Source organism: Dyella mobilis, assembly GCF_016904945.1.
Classification (GTDB): domain Bacteria; phylum Pseudomonadota; class Gammaproteobacteria; order Xanthomonadales; family Rhodanobacteraceae; genus Dyella_B; species Dyella_B mobilis.
Window position 1 is genome coordinate 68,805 of the sequence record NZ_JADIKF010000035.1, and the last position, 15,155, is coordinate 83,959.

Here is a 15,155-nt window from a genome sequence, read left to right on the forward strand (position 1 = left end):
GCTCCGGTGAATGTCCTGGCGGTCTCTCGATCGACAGAGGGCGCTTAACTCTTTTCGGCCGCATCATTGCTCGGGACGGTGGGTTCACCGAAGGCGCTCGTAGCTCCTACATGCGACGATGCTTGTGCATTGTCAGAGGTTTCACCCTCCTTCGATCGTTGCCGTTCAAAATCTTGCACCATGCGCTCGGCGAAATCCTTGTAAACCGGCGTCGGGCAGAAGATCGAAGCGGCTGCGCGCGCCAACAAGCACGCCGCCATGATGGGAATCACCATCTCTTGGTTGTCGGTCAATTCCATGGCGATCACCGCTGACGTCAGCGGCGCACCCGTCACGCCGGACAGATAAGCGCTCATGCCCAGCAGCACCACGGACGCAGCAGGCACGTCCGGCAGGAAGTAAGCGATGTTGTGGCCTAGACCGGCACCCACCGCCAAGGCGGGCGAGAAAATGCCACCCGGGATGCCTGCCCAGTAGGAAACGACATTGGCAAGGAGCTTGGCGACGCCGAAACTCTGCCCTGGCGTAACAGCGGCCCCCTGCACGAACGCACGGGCTTCATCGTAGCCGGTGCCATACACCGTGTTGTGAGACAGCACGCCAATGATGGCCATGGCAAGACCACAACTTGCGGCAAACAACACAGGTGCGCGGCCACGGAGGCGACCGATCATCGCCAATGGTCCATGCTGACTAAGGAGGATCAAACGCGCGAACAGCCCACCGAGTAATCCGCAGATCACGCCCGTGAGCAACACCGCCAGCCAGGCATGGCCCAGCGGCAGATTGGCCTGCACGACACCAAAGTACGCGTAATTACCCAAAATGCCGAGTGACACCACACCACCGACGATGACGGCGGTCAGCAACAAACCACTGAACCGATGTTCAAATGTGCCCGCCAACTCTTCAATCGCAAAGACTACGCCGGCCAGTGGCGTATTGAACGCGGCAGCAATACCGCATGCGCCACCCGCCAGGATGAAACGTGATGCGGCTTTGGGGTCGGTGAAGCCAAAACGCCGACCGAGTGAATAGAAAAGCCCCGCACCGACGTGAACGGTAGGTCCTTCACGGCCGATGGAGGCGCCCACTGCCAGGGCAATAAGGGTTAGCAGCATTTTCCCCACAGCGATCGGCAAGGCCAGCATGCGTGCGCGAAAGCTTTCGTCCTCAATGTGCAACGTGGCAATCACTTGAGGGATACCGCTGCCACGCGTGGCGCGAAGACGCCCTTCGGTCACTCGGGCGAGCAGACCAAACACCACCGGCGTCAGCAACAGTGGAATCCACGTGCCATAGCTCAGGATGTGTTGGAACAACCGATAGGCCCAATCACTTGTCTTGGCGAACAGAATGGAGGCCAACGCCACCACAACGGCACCGACCCACAAGGCAATGCGGCGACGCCACTGCTGGGGTGCAAAAAACGTATGTCCGAGGACAGCTTGCAGACGTGGATTCGAAGAAGGGATCAAGGGGCGAGTCATCCTAAAATTATTGCAGATCATGTAATGCGCCCTTGAATGAGGCGCGAGAAAATACGTCTACCGCAACCTTAAACGATCTTCCCTCAATTGAGCCAACGGAAGGCTCTGCGCAATTCGGCCTCGGCGTTCTCTGAGTAGCAGCGCCCATGGGCCAGGATCACTTGTTGCGGACGCCAGGCCAGCATCCGGGCCAAACAGGGCCGCGCATCGGCCTTATGAAAGGTCATGCGCCAATCCAGCGGAGTCTTGCCGTCGGGATCAAGCACGCCACCCAGTCGTCCGATCCAACGTAGGAAAGGGGGCAGTTTTGCCGCTTCGAGATTTTCAATCAGGTCGGTCAGGATGAGCGTTCGGCTGGCGCAATGAAAGAAGACGAACTCTTCCATCACCGAGCTACCGCGAAAGCGCAGTTGGGCCAGATCGTCCGCCCAAGCATGAGGTGGGTCGTCATGAAGGTCTGCGTCGAAAACGACCTGAGCACGTTTGCTCGCCGCGCGTTCACAGACGCCCGGTGAGGCCCATGTCACGGCACTGGGGTATCGCAGCTTCCATGTGGCGATGTGCGCATAGTGCAGTTTGTTCGGTGAGATCAAGTGCTCAACGGAACCAAGCTCATCGAGCGCAGCAAACAGGTCGGAGTTGGGTGCCGTGGGCGAATGACACCACAGCCCACCGCCAGACAGCCGAACCACCGTCATTCGGGTCGGAAACTCGACACGCAGGCCCAAGGGGGCATCCAGACCCACCAATGGCCCATCCACTGTCCAAATGCCCGGCGCCACCGACTTGAGGGTGTTCAGTGGAGGATAGAGTGTTGGATGGGTCACGGTGAATGTCCATTTCTTGACGTCACAGGATCGGCCCGGAGCAGACCAAACCGTTTATGAGGATCGGCAGCGAAGCCAATGCCATGCCTGCCAGCCCCCTCATCGGCGCGATACGACAAGCGAAGACGGGTGGCGGCGGTCACCACGAGGGCAACCGCTATCAACAAGAACGCGAGTGTGTTGAGACTGAGTTCCATTCGGCTTGCCGTCATTTGGTGAGGATTCAACCCAAGGGATACTTGGCGCGAATCGCGACACCGACAGCGTCTTCCACGGCTTTTTGAACGCTTTGTCGGTCGGCAAGATTGGCCGTGCCACCCAAGGCTCCCGACAACTGACTCGCACGACGGACCACGCAGTTCCAAGCGATCGCATGCTCGTCCTCGGAGTAGGCCACCTCCAAATGGAGTTCGCCGATTGTCGCGTTGAATTGGGCCACGCTTACACCCCCCTGCTGCTCATCACCTTCAAGACAGTTAAAGTTGACCTTTCATCCGTCGCAAACTTGGTCATGCGCGAACTGTGGTCCGCGGGTATCGTCCGTTACCATACGAATCACCACGGCATTGCTGGGCAGCCTGCCTTCCATCAATCGCCGATCAACCGATAACCGACGCCAGACTCGGTCAGCACCAAGCGCGGTGTGGCAGGGTCCTCCTCAATTTTCTGCCTCAACTGGCCAATGTAGACGCGCACGAACTGCGTATCCGTTACAGCTGCACCCCAGCCAGCAGCGAGCAATTGCTTATGCGTCACCACTTGACCCGCATGCTGTGCGAGCGTGCGCAACAGGTCGTATTCCTTGCGCGTGAGCTTGACGGGTTGACCCGACACGGTGACGCTGCGTTGAACGTAGTCAATATGCAAACCACCCGCCGAGAATGTCGTTTGTTTCACTTGCCTACGCTGGCGATAGCGCAAGGCGGCGCGAACACGCGCTTGCAATTCACCCATATGGAACGGCTTGATCACATAGTCGTCCGCACCAATGTCAAGCGCAGCGATACGCTCGGCCTCATCATTACGCGCAGACAGCACGATGATCGGTGCAATCGTCCAACTCCGCAAAGAGACAATCACATCCTTACCGTCCATGTCAGGTAAGCCAAGATCGAGCAGGATGACATCGGGAATCGCACGCGCGACTTGGCTAAGAGCATCGGTGCCGGTGCCGGCCACCGACACTTGGTAACCCGCAGCTGCCAGCGAGGGCTTAAGCACCCGCTGGATCGATGGCTCATCGTCGACCACCAGGACGCTCGGTGCAACCTCATTCACTCGATGGTCTCCAGTGCTGGATGGGCAGGCAGGCGAATATCGACCCGCGTGCCGCGATTGCCCGCGACGGGACTCACGGCCTCGACAGTGCCGCCGAACGACTCGATCAACCCGCGCGTCACCGACAAACCCAGTCCGACGCCCGACGCGCCGCGCCGATCGCTGCGGCCTCTGAAGAACTTGTCGAATACTTGATCGATCTCTCCTGGGGGTATGCCGGGTCCTTCGTCTTCGACACTGAGCACGACATGTTCGGCGTTGGTCCAGACTTTCACCACGATCGTCGAATCGGATGGCGCGTGCTCGATGGCGTTTTCAATCACATTTACCAAGGCTTGTTCGATCAGCACCGGATCGACGTAAATGCGCTGCCGCGCATTGTCAAAAGCGCGCACCAGCCGATGCTCACTGAGCTGCCGTTCAAGATGCTTCAGCGATGACGCCATCGCTTCACCCGGGTCGATCAACGCGCAATTCAATTGCAGGGCGCCGGATTCCAGGCGTGTCATCTCAAGGAGATTGAGCACATAGCGGTTTAGGCGTTCGGATTGATCCTGGATCGTGCCGAGCAGATCCAGGCGCGTGGCCGCATCGAAGTTCCCATCGTGTTCCTGCAGCGAACTCGCCGAAGCAAGGATCGTCGCGATCGGCGTCCTTAGATCGTGGGACAGCGAGGAAAGGAGTGCCGTGCGTAAACCTTCCTTCTCCGCAATGATGCTCGCGTCCGCGATCTCTGTCATGAGCCTGGCCCTGTCGATGGCGACAGCCCCCAATTCGAGGAGGGCTTGGATCCAATGCTGATCAGGACGCACAGCCGGCTCGTGTGGCAATGGCCAGATGGCCACTCCTCCGAGTACGCGGTCACCGGTTCGCAATCTCAACCGTTTGCGCACGGCTCCGATTTCGTCGACCCAATCGGGAGCCAAGAAGCACATTTGCGCTTTGTCGATGGAACCGATGGAGAGATCATGTGAGCGGACGTATACGCACAGGTCGCCCTCATCGGCGATCCATATCGCTGCCCGGCACCCTGCCTTTTCTAGGTGCCGGAGCAGACGCGCCGCCGCCACCGCAGGGTCGATCGCGCCTGACAAGTCGCGACTTGCCTCGAACAGCGATGTGATGTTGTGCAATCCAAGCTTTGCTTCACGCGCGCGATCGCTCAAACGTCCCGCAAGTCCGCCGACCAACAAAGCAACAATCAAAAACGTCGTGAACGCGAGAATGTCGGCCGGCGCCATGTGCAGTGTGAAACGCGGCGCCACGAGGAAAAAATTGTAGGAAAAGAACGCTAGCAATGCAGCGAACAGCGCAGGCCACATGCCATGCCGGACACCGGCATAAAGAATACCGACCAAGAACAGCAGAGAGAGATTGCGGGCGCCAAGCCGCTCAACCCAAATCAAACCGACAAGCGTTGGCACAAGGATCGTCAGGAACGCCCAAGCAAAATCACGAAAGCTTGGCATGTGGGGTGCCGCGACCTCAAGCCATGGTGGCATTTCCCTAGCCATCGGCAGGGGCACGCTGTTGCGGTGAACAAGTGGTAACCATTGGGGAAACGATATGTCGCCGAAATGCCATGCCAGCACGATGGATCGAATCTCAAGAACCGTCAACTTACGTGGGAAACCGAACCCGGTGCCATTATAAAATCCTTACACGCGCCTCACGTTGGGCTCCATTACAGGTCGCGTGGCATAGACATTTTGTAGACAGCCTCCGCATGTGACGGGCAGAGCTTACGGCACCTGATCCAGCTTAGAAATAGCGTGCTGGTTCGCCACGAACTCGAATCGCAAGATACGGATATTTTTTCGACCGGTGCTCAACTACATTGGACCCCCAGAAAACATTTGGAGTTCGTATGTCATTCCGCATCAGTGGCCTTTCTCCCGAACCATTCCGTCATCTATTCGGGCTTGCCGACGAGGCACTGAAGGCGCATGGCGCCATTCGCTATGTCGTCGATAAATCTCCAGGCTACCCTGAACGAATCGAACTCCGGGATGCCTCTGTGGACGACACGGTATTGCTGGTGAACTACGCGCACTTGCCGGTCAACAATCCGTACAACTCAAGATACGCGATCTACATTCGCGAAGGCGCGCAGGAGGCCTGTTCGGTGGTGGACGAAGTCCCGGATGTACTGCGCCGAAGGATCATTGCGCTGCGCGCATTCGATAAGGACAACATGCTCATCCATGCGGACTTGGCCACTGGTGATGAAATCGAGGTTTTGGTTGAGCGTCTGTTTTCGGATCAGCGCGCAGTCTACCTCCACGCACATAATGCAAAGTACGGCTGCTACCTAGCTCGTATCGACCGGGTAGCCGAATAGCTGCGGACCGCATTGGCAAGATCGTCGAACGAGAGGGCGATCTTGTCATCCTCTACGAAGTCCTTGAGCTGTTTGCCCGTCGAGGTCACCCTTGTGCGGGCGCACAAACCTTTAGCTCGGCCCCTGACCGTTCAGGGCAAAGCCGTTAGAGCCGCGCTTCCGTTCGATGTCTTGCTATTTCAGATGGAGTTGGGGCTCCTTGATCAGGCCACGCAATATTTGCGCTCGGTCCTATTTTAAACGACGATTTCGCCGGTCCATCGTGGTTTCTTGCCCCGCATTACAGGACGTACCCACCTGAGTACCAGCTCAATGCGAATTCATGGCCTGCCAGCTCCTGCGACCTGGCAGACAACCCTTCTGGAGGCATGGATGATGACGAAGACCCGTACCGACATTATTCCTTTCCATCTTCTTCTGGCCAATCCAGTCGTATGGAGTGACTCAGTGGGCCGCTGGGACAATTGTCCTCCCACGCGATGTCGCACTCAGGGAGGTCAGTCCAACGCCCAGTCTCGGGATATGCTGAAACAAGATCAGGTGCGAGGCTGACACCGTCAAGATCGGCGAAGCTGGCTGGGAAAAAATCGCCGCGCGTGACTGCCAGATCCGCGCGGCGTATCAAAACGGATTGCCGGAAGATTTCCTGAGTCTGCGCGACAACCTTACGGTGTGTCGCATTCGACATATCGTGGCAGCCGGTCCTGTTATGTGAGTTTTCAGGTCAGCATGGCGAGGCGAATATCCTGTTTCGCGGCGTCAGGAAGATTGTAAGCATTGAGCCCGGAGCCAGCGAGCGGCGCGAAGACTTCGGCATATATTTTCTCAAAGCGCATCCTTAGCAATATTTCCGCGGCGCCGAGTGGACAGCCTGGCGCTGGTGAATTTTTTTGCCGCGAAGGCCGACCAGAACGCATCGGGATGAGCGTCGAATTGGAGAATATTGGGTTTTAGATCGCTGGGACACGCCATGTGCATTACTCCTTGGATAAGCAGTTCAATGCGAGGTGGGGGCACCCGTTTCTCGGTAATGTCGCGCGAAAAAAACAACAAGAGCGCTCCAGATAATCACGAGGCCCGAGACAGCTTTGTCGCTGATGTTCGTTGGAAGGCAAGTGATGGCGCACAAAAGATATAGCAATAACGTCAGGCACGAAAAATAGAGCTCTTTATGGCTACCGATTCGCTTGACGAGCAATAGGACGATAAGGACGGCAAATGTGGCCGGCATTGCGAGGCCAAGAACTATGTACAACGTCACCATTTGTCCCCGGATGTTCTCTTTGCCCTGCCATTTACTGGGTTGTACCTCCTCTGATGGATCGTACTCTCTTCGTTTGGAAGGTACTAGCGACGTAAACATCTGCTTGTTGTACTGGTGCGACGTTCCCCATGACAGTGCTAAACGTCGCCACGCAAACTATCGGGCTTGCGCGGAATACAGGGTGGATTGCGGAAAGATTTTTAAGGGTGGGTTCAATTTCGCCACACTCTGCACTTGGCCAATCTTTTAGCGGATATCAAAGCTGGCGGCTATTAGCTGCGGGGCTCGAAATCGCCACCACGAAGCTTTCGCAACCTTGCTTCGATCCTAGCGATCGTTTCATCGGCTTGCTCCACGCGAACGACCGTGCCAAGCGCAAAGACGGCGAGGAAATAAGCGGTGCAGCCGGAGACAAAGCGTTCCACGCCATAGAGTTTCTGCGCAAAGTCGGTTATGCCGATGGCGCTGAACATCAAATTAATACCTAACAACGCGAAAACCATAAACATGTATTTAGCGATGAACGTGTAGTAGGCGCGCGGGTCATCGTGAAGCCGATGAGTCAGCACCATTTCCTTTTCAAGGAGTTTCACAGACCACTGTTGGTTCCATGCAGCAAGTGACAGGACACCAATCTTGAACACTGGAATGGCTGCGATGATGGCGAGTACAAAAACGATATTGTCTTTCGTGAGCAATTGCATGGTGTCCTCCGTATGGGGTGATTTAGGAACTCCCCGCAGATATTGGTTGAAAACCCCAAGTGGATCGTAGAGATAATGTCTGCTGGGGCGCAACGCCTGCTCAAAGAGAAGGCTGAAGCCGTGGCCAGGGGGTTCGTCAAGTGGGACTCAATGACCTCGATCAAGGACCTATCGTCACGATGGCTCGCCCATAGGGGTAGGGTGAGCTACCCCGTGTTATGGAGGATTAGCGATTAAAGCTTCGAGCCGCCGTCTACTTGCTGGGTATCACCGGTGATCCATCGCGCCTCATTGGAGGCAAGAAATGCAATGGCACCAGCGATGTCATCGGGCTGTGCGATGCGCTTGAGAGCCTGCATGTCCGGCGTCGCATCGCGGCCTTCCTCGGCCTTGGTGAAATTGGACATGTCCGTTTCCACTACCCCTGGAGCAACGGCGTTCACGCGGATGTTGCGAGAACCCAGTGTCACGGCAAAATGCTTGACCAGAGTGTCGATGGCACCCTTGGTCGCGGCATAAGCAAGCAGATTACCCACCGCAGCGCGCGCGGCGAGCGAAGAAGTGAAGATGATGCTGCTAGTGAGGCTCGATGATCGCCTCAAGCATCGACCACGGCATCATCTGGTCCATCTCCGCCAGAAATACTTCACGGCGCGTGCGCTTCTTCTTGGCGTCGAACGTCAATGAGGCGAAGGTGGTTTGTTTCATGGGCGGGCACAGTTCGATGGGATGACGCTAGGATGCACGATGTGGGGAATAATTCAGAGTGTCCCTAGACAATCTCAACGGCCACTACGATCAGAAAGGGGCCGTAATGGTTTGCAAAAGCATCCCACGCCATGGCAAAAAAGCGTGAATTAACACCTTTATTATTCAATAACTTACCATCATCGCCTCGCCGTAGAAACAGGGCAGTTTTCAGCCCCCCTTCCAACATGATAGGTTATTGCCCAGGTGATGGAGTTCACCTAAAACCGCCCCTCGGGCTAATGACTCCTATTGGTTATGTCTTCGCCAATCAGGAGTTATGTCATGCCTATCTTTGTGCTCTCATCCTCCGTGTTCCTTCCCGTTGTAGATCGTTTCTACGGGAGGGTCCGTTGATGTCCACCGCACCGCGGATCGCATCCGAAAGCCCTATGACTGCTGCGCTTGAAAGGGCGCAGACCTATGTGTTGGGCAAGCAATCGCCTCGTGGCGGTTTTTGCTTTTATCGAGGTTACTACGTCGAAGAGCCCAACTTGGCGGACACGTGGCACAGCCTTGCGGCTTTAACGTTGTTGGGCATTTCACCGAGCGAACCCGATACGCACGCCGCTTTCGTTCTGGGGCAGCCGATCGAGCCGCAACCCTTTGCGCTGTATTACCGTGTGCGTGCGCTCCATGCCCTGGATGTCGATGACCCCATGGAGATCGAGGTCAAATTGGCGGTCAGCGCCCTGCAGATCTATCGATTCGATCCCTCGCATGTATCTTTTACGACCAACCTGCAGCGTTTACGTTGCGTGTTATGGCTAAAAAAGCACTTCCATTTGCTCATAGACGCCGAAGAAACCATCGGAACGTTATTAGCCTCGGAAGATGCGTCAGGCGGATTTGGGTCGCCCCCCAATGTATTGGATACCGAGACCGCCATCGGTGTATTGCAACTCAGTAGTCGTGCCATTCCCGCCGGTGCAGGTGAATTTCTTCAACGCATGGCGGCACCCGGATTCGGGTTCCGTTTGACAGCGGGATCACTGTCTCCCAATCTGGAGACGACGTGTGCAGGCGTCATTGGTTGTTCTCGTACGAATAAGTCCGTCCTTCATGCAAAAGATGCCACTGCCTTCATTTTGAGTTGTCAGACGGGGAACGGTGGCTTTTCGCGTACGGCCGGTGCCTTACCCGATCTCGCGCTAACGCACATGGCACTCACGACATTGATAGTGCACCTGGGGGATTTGCCGCATTACCAAAGCCTCAAGGAATTGGACTGTCACGCGTGAGGTTCATCTATGAGCACGATGTATCAGTCCGATCAGATGGAGCTCTCATCAATCCTCAGGGAAGCGTCAGGCGTCGCGGGCATACCCGCCGATATCATTGCTGCCCTTCAAAAAAGGGTAGACGAGCACCTCTTCAATATCGTTATCGCGGGAGAATTTAAGCGAGGGAAAAGCACATTCATCAATGCCTTGCTTGGCGATGACGTTCTCCCCATGGGTGTCGTCCCGCTGACATCGGTTATCACCATGGTGAGGTCGGGGCTGTCGGCGTCCATCACCATACAATTCGCTAACGGCGATAGTAAGCAAGCTCCTCTGTCGCAACTTCCCGAGTACGCCACCGAGCGCGGGAATCCGGGAAACATCAAGGACGTAAAGTCCGTGACGGTGTATCACCCTAGTCACTGGCTCAACACCGGGGTGCAGTTGGTTGATACGCCCGGTGTCGGGTCCGTACACGAGCAAAACAGTGAGGTGACGCATCACTATCTGCCGCAATCGGATGCCGTCATCTTTGTCATTTCCGCCGATCAGCCGCTCAGTCGTAACGAGCTGGATTTTCTTGCCTGCATACGGGGGTATGCCGGCAAGGTCTTCTGCCTTCTCAACAAGGTTGATCTGCTATCGTCTTCTGAATTGCAGGAGTCGATTGCATTTACTGGAGGCGTGCTGCGAAAGACTATTGGGGATGAAATTCCCATTCTTCCCATATCAGCTCGCATGGCCTTGGAGGCCTATCAGTCCGATTGCCACGCTCTGCGTGAAAAGAGTGGATTGGTAAATTTCGAATATGCCCTTCATCACTTTTTAAGGAATGAGAGTGAACGCGTATGGATAGACTCCATCCGTCGACAAGTTCTGCAATGTTTGACGGAACGAGAACTGTCAAACGATCTTGAAATTCGCGCCATGGAGTTGCCCCTGGAACAGCTCGAAGTTCGCCTGGCAGCGTTTTCCAAGAAGAAGGCGGAGCTTTTAAAGGCGCGGGAAAACATGGACTGCTTGCTCCTGAGTGACTGCCAGAAAATCATCAAGGGGCGGTTGGAACCCGACCTCGCCGCTCTCAAGGCTCGTCTCCAGCTTCAATTGCATGACCACTTGAATAAATGGGCCGCGTCGTTGCGCCAGGATGGCTCCATCGCACTTCAGAAAGGCCTTGAGGAGCTTATCGTCGATGACGTGAGAGGTGGCTTTGATGCATGGCGAAAGGACGAGGGGATCGTGCTCGGCGTCGAGCTTGAGGCCATGTACACGCAGTTTTGGGGGCAAATGTGCAACCACATCGCTGAACTTGCCAAGTATTCCGCGTCCATCTTCGAGGTGACGCTCACGCCTATCAAGCCAGGTGCGCGGCAAAAAAGTGAAAAAGACTTCTTGTATAAATTTTGGTACGAGCCCAGCGGACTAAGCTTGCTAGGCAGCTTTTTTCTAAGGTTGCTTCCGACCGTGCTTAGTTATCCGATACTGCTTCGGCATGCACGAATGCGCGCCGACGAGCTGGTGGAAACGCAATCCGGTCGACTTCGTCATGATTTTGAAGAGCACATAACGAAGGATGCCAAGCGCTTTCAGCAAGAAATGGATGGCCGCTATGAGTCTATTGGATCAAATATTGAAAAATCCATACGCGCCGGTATGCAAAGCAAAGCGTTGACGGAGAGCGAGGTCATGATTCGCCGTGCGGAGCTATCGACACTCAGGGTAGACATTGACTGCGTCAAAAAGCATCTACTCGGATACGCCAAAGTGGCTGCGTGAACGACTCGCTCACTCAATGGGGCGTCTCTAATCCCTCGACATAATCGTCGAGTCGAGGCGAGCTGGAGTCATCGGCGGGAGCCAGCCCATCCAGGCGAAACCGAAGCGCTAAGTCCGTTTGTGAATCGGCCGCCTCTAGTGCTTGCTGATAATTTATACGGCCGACCACGTGTAGTTGGTAAAGTGCGTCGTCAAACAACTGCATTCCTTGCTCTTTCCCTTGTTTGATGGCGTCTCTGAGCTTATGAATTTCTCCTTTGGCAATGAGATCGGACACATAGGGGGTGGACAGCATCAACTCGACCGCCGGAATGCGCTTTCCATCGGTGCCTCGCAACAGGCGCAGGGAAACAACCGCTTTGAGATTCAGTGACATGTCGATAAGCAACTGCTGCCTCGCCACTTCCGGAAAGAAATTGATGATGCGGTCAAGCGTTTGAGAGGCATTGTTGGCGTGCAGGGTTGCCAGGCACAGGTGCCCGGTCTCGGAATACGCTATCGCTTGCTGCATGATTTCCCGGTCGCGAATTTCCCCGATCAGGATGACATCAGGCGCCTCACGCATGGCGTTTTTCAGTGCATTGGCGTAGCTGAGCGTATCGAGGCCTATTTCGCGTTGATCCACCACCGACTCTTTGTGCAAATGAAGGTATTCGATGGGTTCCTCGATCGTCAAAATATGACCGGTTCGAGTGCTGTTGCGGTAATCCACCATGGAGGCAAGGCAGGTGGACTTGCCCGAGCTGGTAGCGCCGACGACCAGGATAAGTCCGCGAGGAAGCGCAACAAGGTCCTTGAGGATGGAAGGAAGATTCAGGGCTTCGATGGACGGAATCTGGCTGGTGATATAGCGCACCACCATGGCGACATCACCGCGCTGCCGATAGATGTTGATACGAAATCGGCCCACCTCGGCCAGATTAATGGCCAAGTTCATCTCCAGGATGGATTCAAATTCGCGTTGCTGCCGCTCGTTCATGACCGAAAAGGCCATGGCATGCACTTGCTCGGCGGTCAGTCTTACCTCGCCGATATGATGGGTCTGTCCATCAATCTTTATGCTGGGTCGGCCTCCGGAACTAAGAAAAAGGTCGGAAGCGCGTTTTTCCACCATGAGATGAAGAAAGGTATGCAGATCCATAATTCGCCCCTCGGCTTGAGATGATGCCCGATATCCCATCAAGTAAGCCGGATGGGACACATGGTAGGCATCATCAGCCACATGGCGTTTTATGAAGGGAGGCATGCCATCTCCCGAGAAAACAGTACCGCAGAAACGATGCAGACGCCAACTGCAGGGGCTTTGTCTCGGAAGCGTCGACAATCGCCGTAATGGCTTCTTCTTATCGGCCCGCAAAAGAGCAAGGCCCGGTTGCTGAGAAGGTCGAATAAGTCGACAGGCCACCTAGGATCCCGTCGTAGTAAACAGGTGCAGCTCTATCGGAAGCGCTTCGAAGCGTTGAAAGATGCCGATTAGGCAGCCGATAAGAAAAGCTGCAATCCAATTCGCGGCTAACGTGCCAGGCGGCAGATGAGGGAAGAGAGAATTGAATGTCACAGACAAGATATAGCGCAGCCAGCACCCTAGCACTCCGCCAACACCCACAGCAAAAAATCCGCGTAAGTTCAGTGCTTCCATGGCAGTTGCTCCGTATGAGGGTTAGGTCAAGAAAAGGCCTAATGATCTCAATGTACAAAGTCAGCAATATTTAAGGCTGTCGGATAAAGAACATGAGCGCAGACATTGCCATCAGCCCAAGTCCCTCGCAAGAGATTCCCGGCCGATGCCGGGAATCCTCCAATCCTTTGCTTCAGTCACCGCCTAGTTGACCGGTTCCGCCACCGGTTCACAAGGAAGGAATAGTGCTCTGACATTCTTAAATTGATGCGCATGATCATCCAAGAATGCTCGCAACTTGCTTTCAATATCGATCAACTCAATGCAGTGCGGCAAATGAGGATGGGGGTGCTCCACATGATGCAATTGAGGTTTGCCACCAGCGAGATATCCTCCATGCACCTGATGCATGAGCACTTGCTCAATGCCCTTGCTGTGAGCAGATTTCATGAGGTGAGAGGCCAAGCTCGGGCGCGTAAAATGGTGCCAAAAGCGCTCGTGTTGAACCTTCTCGGCGTGGTGGAAGTAAAGACGCAGGGCAACTAGCTTATTCATCGTTGGACTCATGAAAGATGATTAGGATTTGTTGGTAGACGTGGTGATCTGACGGGTACGGCGGAGTGCCGGGATGTCCGCAAGACGAATGCCTTCGGGCCAATGCAAATGCTTGGCATGGCCCACGCGTTGGGCACGGTAGATGCTCGTGTGGCCGGAGAAGAGGTAAGCCACCACGCAGGCCATGCCGGCGTAGGTTCCAATCTCAGATCCGAATAACTCGACCGCCATGATGGTCGAGGCAATCGGCGTGTTCGCGGCGCCGGCAAAAACAGCGACGAAGCCCAGGCCGGCGAGCAGCGGGAAAGGCAGCGGGAGGATGTAACCCAAGGCGTTACCCAATGTGGCGCCGATATAAAACAATGGCGTGACTTCGCCCCCCTTGAACCCGGAAGCCAGCGTCATAGTGGTGAACGCGAACTTGCCGCCGAAGTAATAGGCCGGCAAGGGATGCGCAAAGGCGGCCTGGATAGTGGGAATGCCCAATCCCAGATATTGACGACAACCAATGGCGTATGTGGCAGCCGCCACGATGGAGCCACCTACGAAGAGCCGTAACGGCGGATATTTGATCGTTCGCTTGAAGAAGGCCGACAGCGCATGTGTAGCGTTGGCGAAGAGCATGCCGACAACGCCAAAGCAGATGCCGGCCACGATGGTCGACAGCACACCTTGCCAGCTCATATGAGGAATCACCGGCACCTTGTAGATGGCATGGTGTATACCCAGATGCAGCGTCACTTGGTCTGCGATCGCGGCAGACAGCATGCAAGGCAGCAACGCGTCATAACGAACTTTGCCGATGGCGAGCACTTCAAGTCCGAAGATGGCGCCCGCCACGGGAGTGCCGAAAACGGACGCGAAGCCCGCACTGATGCCCGCCATCATCAGGATGCGCCTGTCGTCCTTGTTTAGGCCAAAGCGATGGCTGATCTGATCGGCTATGGTGCCGCCCATTTGCACAGCCGTACCTTCGCGTCCCGCCGAACCGCCAAAGAGATGCGTAATGACCGTGCCAGCAAAGACGAGGATCGCCATGCGCTTGGGCACCAGTTTTTGCGGATCGTGAATCTCATCGATCAGTAGGTTGTTGCCGCCCTCGACGTCCTTGCCAACGCGGTGGTACACCCAACCGACGACGAGGCCGGCGACCGGTAGCAACGCCAGCATGAACGCATGGGTGGTTTGCTGTTGCGTGGCCCATTCGAGGGACCACAGGAAGAGGGCGGAGGCACAGCCAATCAAGCCGCCCGTTATGGCTGAGTAGATCAACCACCGTCCGAGAAAGGGCACCATGGCCACTTGCTCGGGCACTGTTACACGCTTCATCCA

At 55.7% G+C, this 15,155-nt stretch carries 15 protein-coding genes, 1 pseudogene and 2 riboswitches; of the genes and pseudogenes, 3 read left to right on the forward strand and 13 right to left on the reverse strand.

Annotated features, from left to right (window positions below):
• Positions 1-44: 44 nt before the first annotated feature.
• The 5 genes from ISS99_RS04165 to ISS99_RS04185 all read right to left on the reverse strand — a co-directional run bounded on the left by ISS99_RS04165 (position 45) and on the right by ISS99_RS04185 (position 5,187).
• Positions 45-1,490 (reverse strand): chloride channel protein, encoded by a 1,446-nt coding sequence (locus tag ISS99_RS04165; RefSeq protein ID WP_204630330.1) that lies wholly within the window; start codon positions 1,488-1,490, stop codon positions 45-47.
• 83 nt (positions 1,491-1,573) lie between these two features.
• Positions 1,574-2,317 carry a DUF4336 domain-containing protein gene (locus tag ISS99_RS04170; RefSeq protein ID WP_204630331.1) on the reverse strand — a complete coding sequence of 248 codons (744 nt, stop codon included), beginning with the start codon at positions 2,315-2,317 and terminating at the stop codon, positions 1,574-1,576.
• Between the two features lie 223 nt (positions 2,318-2,540).
• Positions 2,541-2,756, reverse strand: a complete 216-nt coding sequence (locus ISS99_RS04175; protein WP_204630332.1) for a hypothetical protein — start codon at positions 2,754-2,756, stop codon at positions 2,541-2,543.
• 149 nt (positions 2,757-2,905) lie between these two features.
• Positions 2,906-3,595: a response regulator transcription factor gene (locus tag ISS99_RS04180; protein WP_204630333.1), complete on the reverse strand. Its 690-nt coding sequence runs from the start codon at positions 3,593-3,595 to the stop codon at positions 2,906-2,908.
• Complete coding sequence (locus ISS99_RS04185; protein WP_204630334.1) at positions 3,592-5,187, reverse strand: ATP-binding protein; 1,596 nt, start codon at positions 5,185-5,187, stop codon at positions 3,592-3,594. The genes ISS99_RS04180 and ISS99_RS04185 overlap by 4 nt, the downstream gene beginning before the upstream one ends.
• Positions 5,188-5,462: 275 nt before the next feature.
• Here ISS99_RS04185 and ISS99_RS04190 point away from each other — a divergent pair, with 275 nt between their 5' ends.
• Positions 5,463-5,936, forward strand: coding sequence for a DUF1203 domain-containing protein (locus tag ISS99_RS04190; RefSeq protein WP_204630335.1), 474 nt, complete (start codon positions 5,463-5,465; stop codon positions 5,934-5,936).
• An 825-nt stretch (positions 5,937-6,761) separates the two neighbouring features.
• Here ISS99_RS04190 and ISS99_RS04195 read toward each other — a convergent pair.
• The 4 genes and pseudogenes from ISS99_RS04195 to ISS99_RS04210 form a co-directional block, all read right to left on the reverse strand.
• On the reverse strand, positions 6,762-6,908 hold the full coding sequence (locus ISS99_RS04195; protein ID WP_204630336.1) for a hypothetical protein: 147 nt from the start codon (positions 6,906-6,908) through the stop codon (positions 6,762-6,764).
• Between the two features lie 564 nt (positions 6,909-7,472).
• Positions 7,473-7,904: a hypothetical protein gene (locus ISS99_RS04200; protein WP_204630337.1), complete on the reverse strand. Its 432-nt coding sequence runs from the start codon at positions 7,902-7,904 to the stop codon at positions 7,473-7,475.
• Positions 7,905-8,137: 233 nt separating this feature from the next.
• Entirely contained in the window at positions 8,138-8,506 is a 369-nt protein-coding gene (locus ISS99_RS04205) for an SDR family NAD(P)-dependent oxidoreductase (RefSeq protein ID WP_204630338.1), read from the reverse strand.
• Positions 8,484-8,612 (reverse strand): annotated as a pseudogene (locus ISS99_RS04210) (IS5/IS1182 family transposase); the annotation flags it as partial. The pseudogene ISS99_RS04210 and the gene ISS99_RS04205, both read right to left, overlap by 23 nt.
• Before the next feature lie 236 nt (positions 8,613-8,848).
• Positions 8,849-8,910, forward strand: a riboswitch (Fluoride riboswitch).
• Positions 8,911-9,007: 97 nt separating this feature from the next.
• Here ISS99_RS04210 and ISS99_RS04215 point away from each other — a divergent pair.
• On the forward strand, positions 9,008-9,892 hold the full coding sequence (locus ISS99_RS04215) for a prenyltransferase/squalene oxidase repeat-containing protein (protein ID WP_204630339.1): 885 nt from the start codon (positions 9,008-9,010) through the stop codon (positions 9,890-9,892).
• Between the two features lie 9 nt (positions 9,893-9,901).
• Positions 9,902-11,650 carry a dynamin family protein gene (locus tag ISS99_RS04220; RefSeq protein ID WP_204630340.1) on the forward strand — a complete coding sequence of 583 codons (1,749 nt, stop codon included), beginning with the start codon at positions 9,902-9,904 and terminating at the stop codon, positions 11,648-11,650.
• A gap of 13 nt (positions 11,651-11,663) precedes the next feature.
• Here ISS99_RS04220 and ISS99_RS04225 read toward each other — a convergent pair whose 3' ends face one another.
• The 4 genes from ISS99_RS04225 to ISS99_RS04240 form a co-directional block, all read right to left on the reverse strand.
• The gene (locus ISS99_RS04225; RefSeq protein WP_204630488.1) at positions 11,664-12,791 is read right to left on the reverse strand and encodes a PilT/PilU family type 4a pilus ATPase; all 1,128 of its coding nucleotides are present in this window, start codon (positions 12,789-12,791) and stop codon (positions 11,664-11,666) included.
• Positions 12,792-12,848: 57 nt separating this feature from the next.
• Positions 12,849-12,914: riboswitch (Fluoride riboswitch) on the reverse strand.
• Positions 12,915-13,055: 141 nt separating this feature from the next.
• Positions 13,056-13,289 (reverse strand): CrcB family protein, encoded by a 234-nt coding sequence (locus ISS99_RS04230; RefSeq protein ID WP_204630341.1) that lies wholly within the window; start codon positions 13,287-13,289, stop codon positions 13,056-13,058.
• 183 nt (positions 13,290-13,472) lie between these two features.
• Positions 13,473-13,823 carry a DUF190 domain-containing protein gene (locus ISS99_RS04235; protein ID WP_204630342.1) on the reverse strand — a complete coding sequence of 117 codons (351 nt, stop codon included), beginning with the start codon at positions 13,821-13,823 and terminating at the stop codon, positions 13,473-13,475.
• 21 nt (positions 13,824-13,844) lie between these two features.
• Positions 13,845-15,152 (reverse strand): voltage-gated chloride channel family protein, encoded by a 1,308-nt coding sequence (locus tag ISS99_RS04240; protein ID WP_204630343.1) that lies wholly within the window; start codon positions 15,150-15,152, stop codon positions 13,845-13,847.
• Between the last annotated feature and the right edge of the window lie 3 nt (positions 15,153-15,155).

Excerpts from the sequence above, each read along its gene's own strand:
- ISS99_RS04220 (WP_204630340.1), top strand. The coding sequence starts at position 9,902 with ATGAGCACGATGTATCAGTCCGATCAGATGGAGCTCTCATCAATCCTC.
- ISS99_RS04235 (WP_204630342.1), bottom strand. The coding sequence starts at position 13,823 with ATGAATAAGCTAGTTGCCCTGCGTCTTTACTTCCACCACGCCGAGAAG.
- ISS99_RS04215 (WP_204630339.1), top strand. The coding sequence starts at position 9,008 with ATGTCCACCGCACCGCGGATCGCATCCGAAAGCCCTATGACTGCTGCG.
- ISS99_RS04200 (WP_204630337.1), bottom strand. The coding sequence starts at position 7,904 with ATGCAATTGCTCACGAAAGACAATATCGTTTTTGTACTCGCCATCATC.
- ISS99_RS04240 (WP_204630343.1), bottom strand. The coding sequence starts at position 15,152 with ATGAAGCGTGTAACAGTGCCCGAGCAAGTGGCCATGGTGCCCTTTCTC.
- ISS99_RS04190 (WP_204630335.1), top strand. The coding sequence starts at position 5,463 with ATGTCATTCCGCATCAGTGGCCTTTCTCCCGAACCATTCCGTCATCTA.
- ISS99_RS04195 (WP_204630336.1), bottom strand. The coding sequence starts at position 6,908 with ATGGCGTGTCCCAGCGATCTAAAACCCAATATTCTCCAATTCGACGCT.
- ISS99_RS04165 (WP_204630330.1), bottom strand. The coding sequence starts at position 1,490 with ATGACTCGCCCCTTGATCCCTTCTTCGAATCCACGTCTGCAAGCTGTC.
- ISS99_RS04230 (WP_204630341.1), bottom strand. The coding sequence starts at position 13,289 with ATGGAAGCACTGAACTTACGCGGATTTTTTGCTGTGGGTGTTGGCGGA.
- ISS99_RS04225 (WP_204630488.1), bottom strand. The coding sequence starts at position 12,791 with ATGGATCTGCATACCTTTCTTCATCTCATGGTGGAAAAACGCGCTTCC.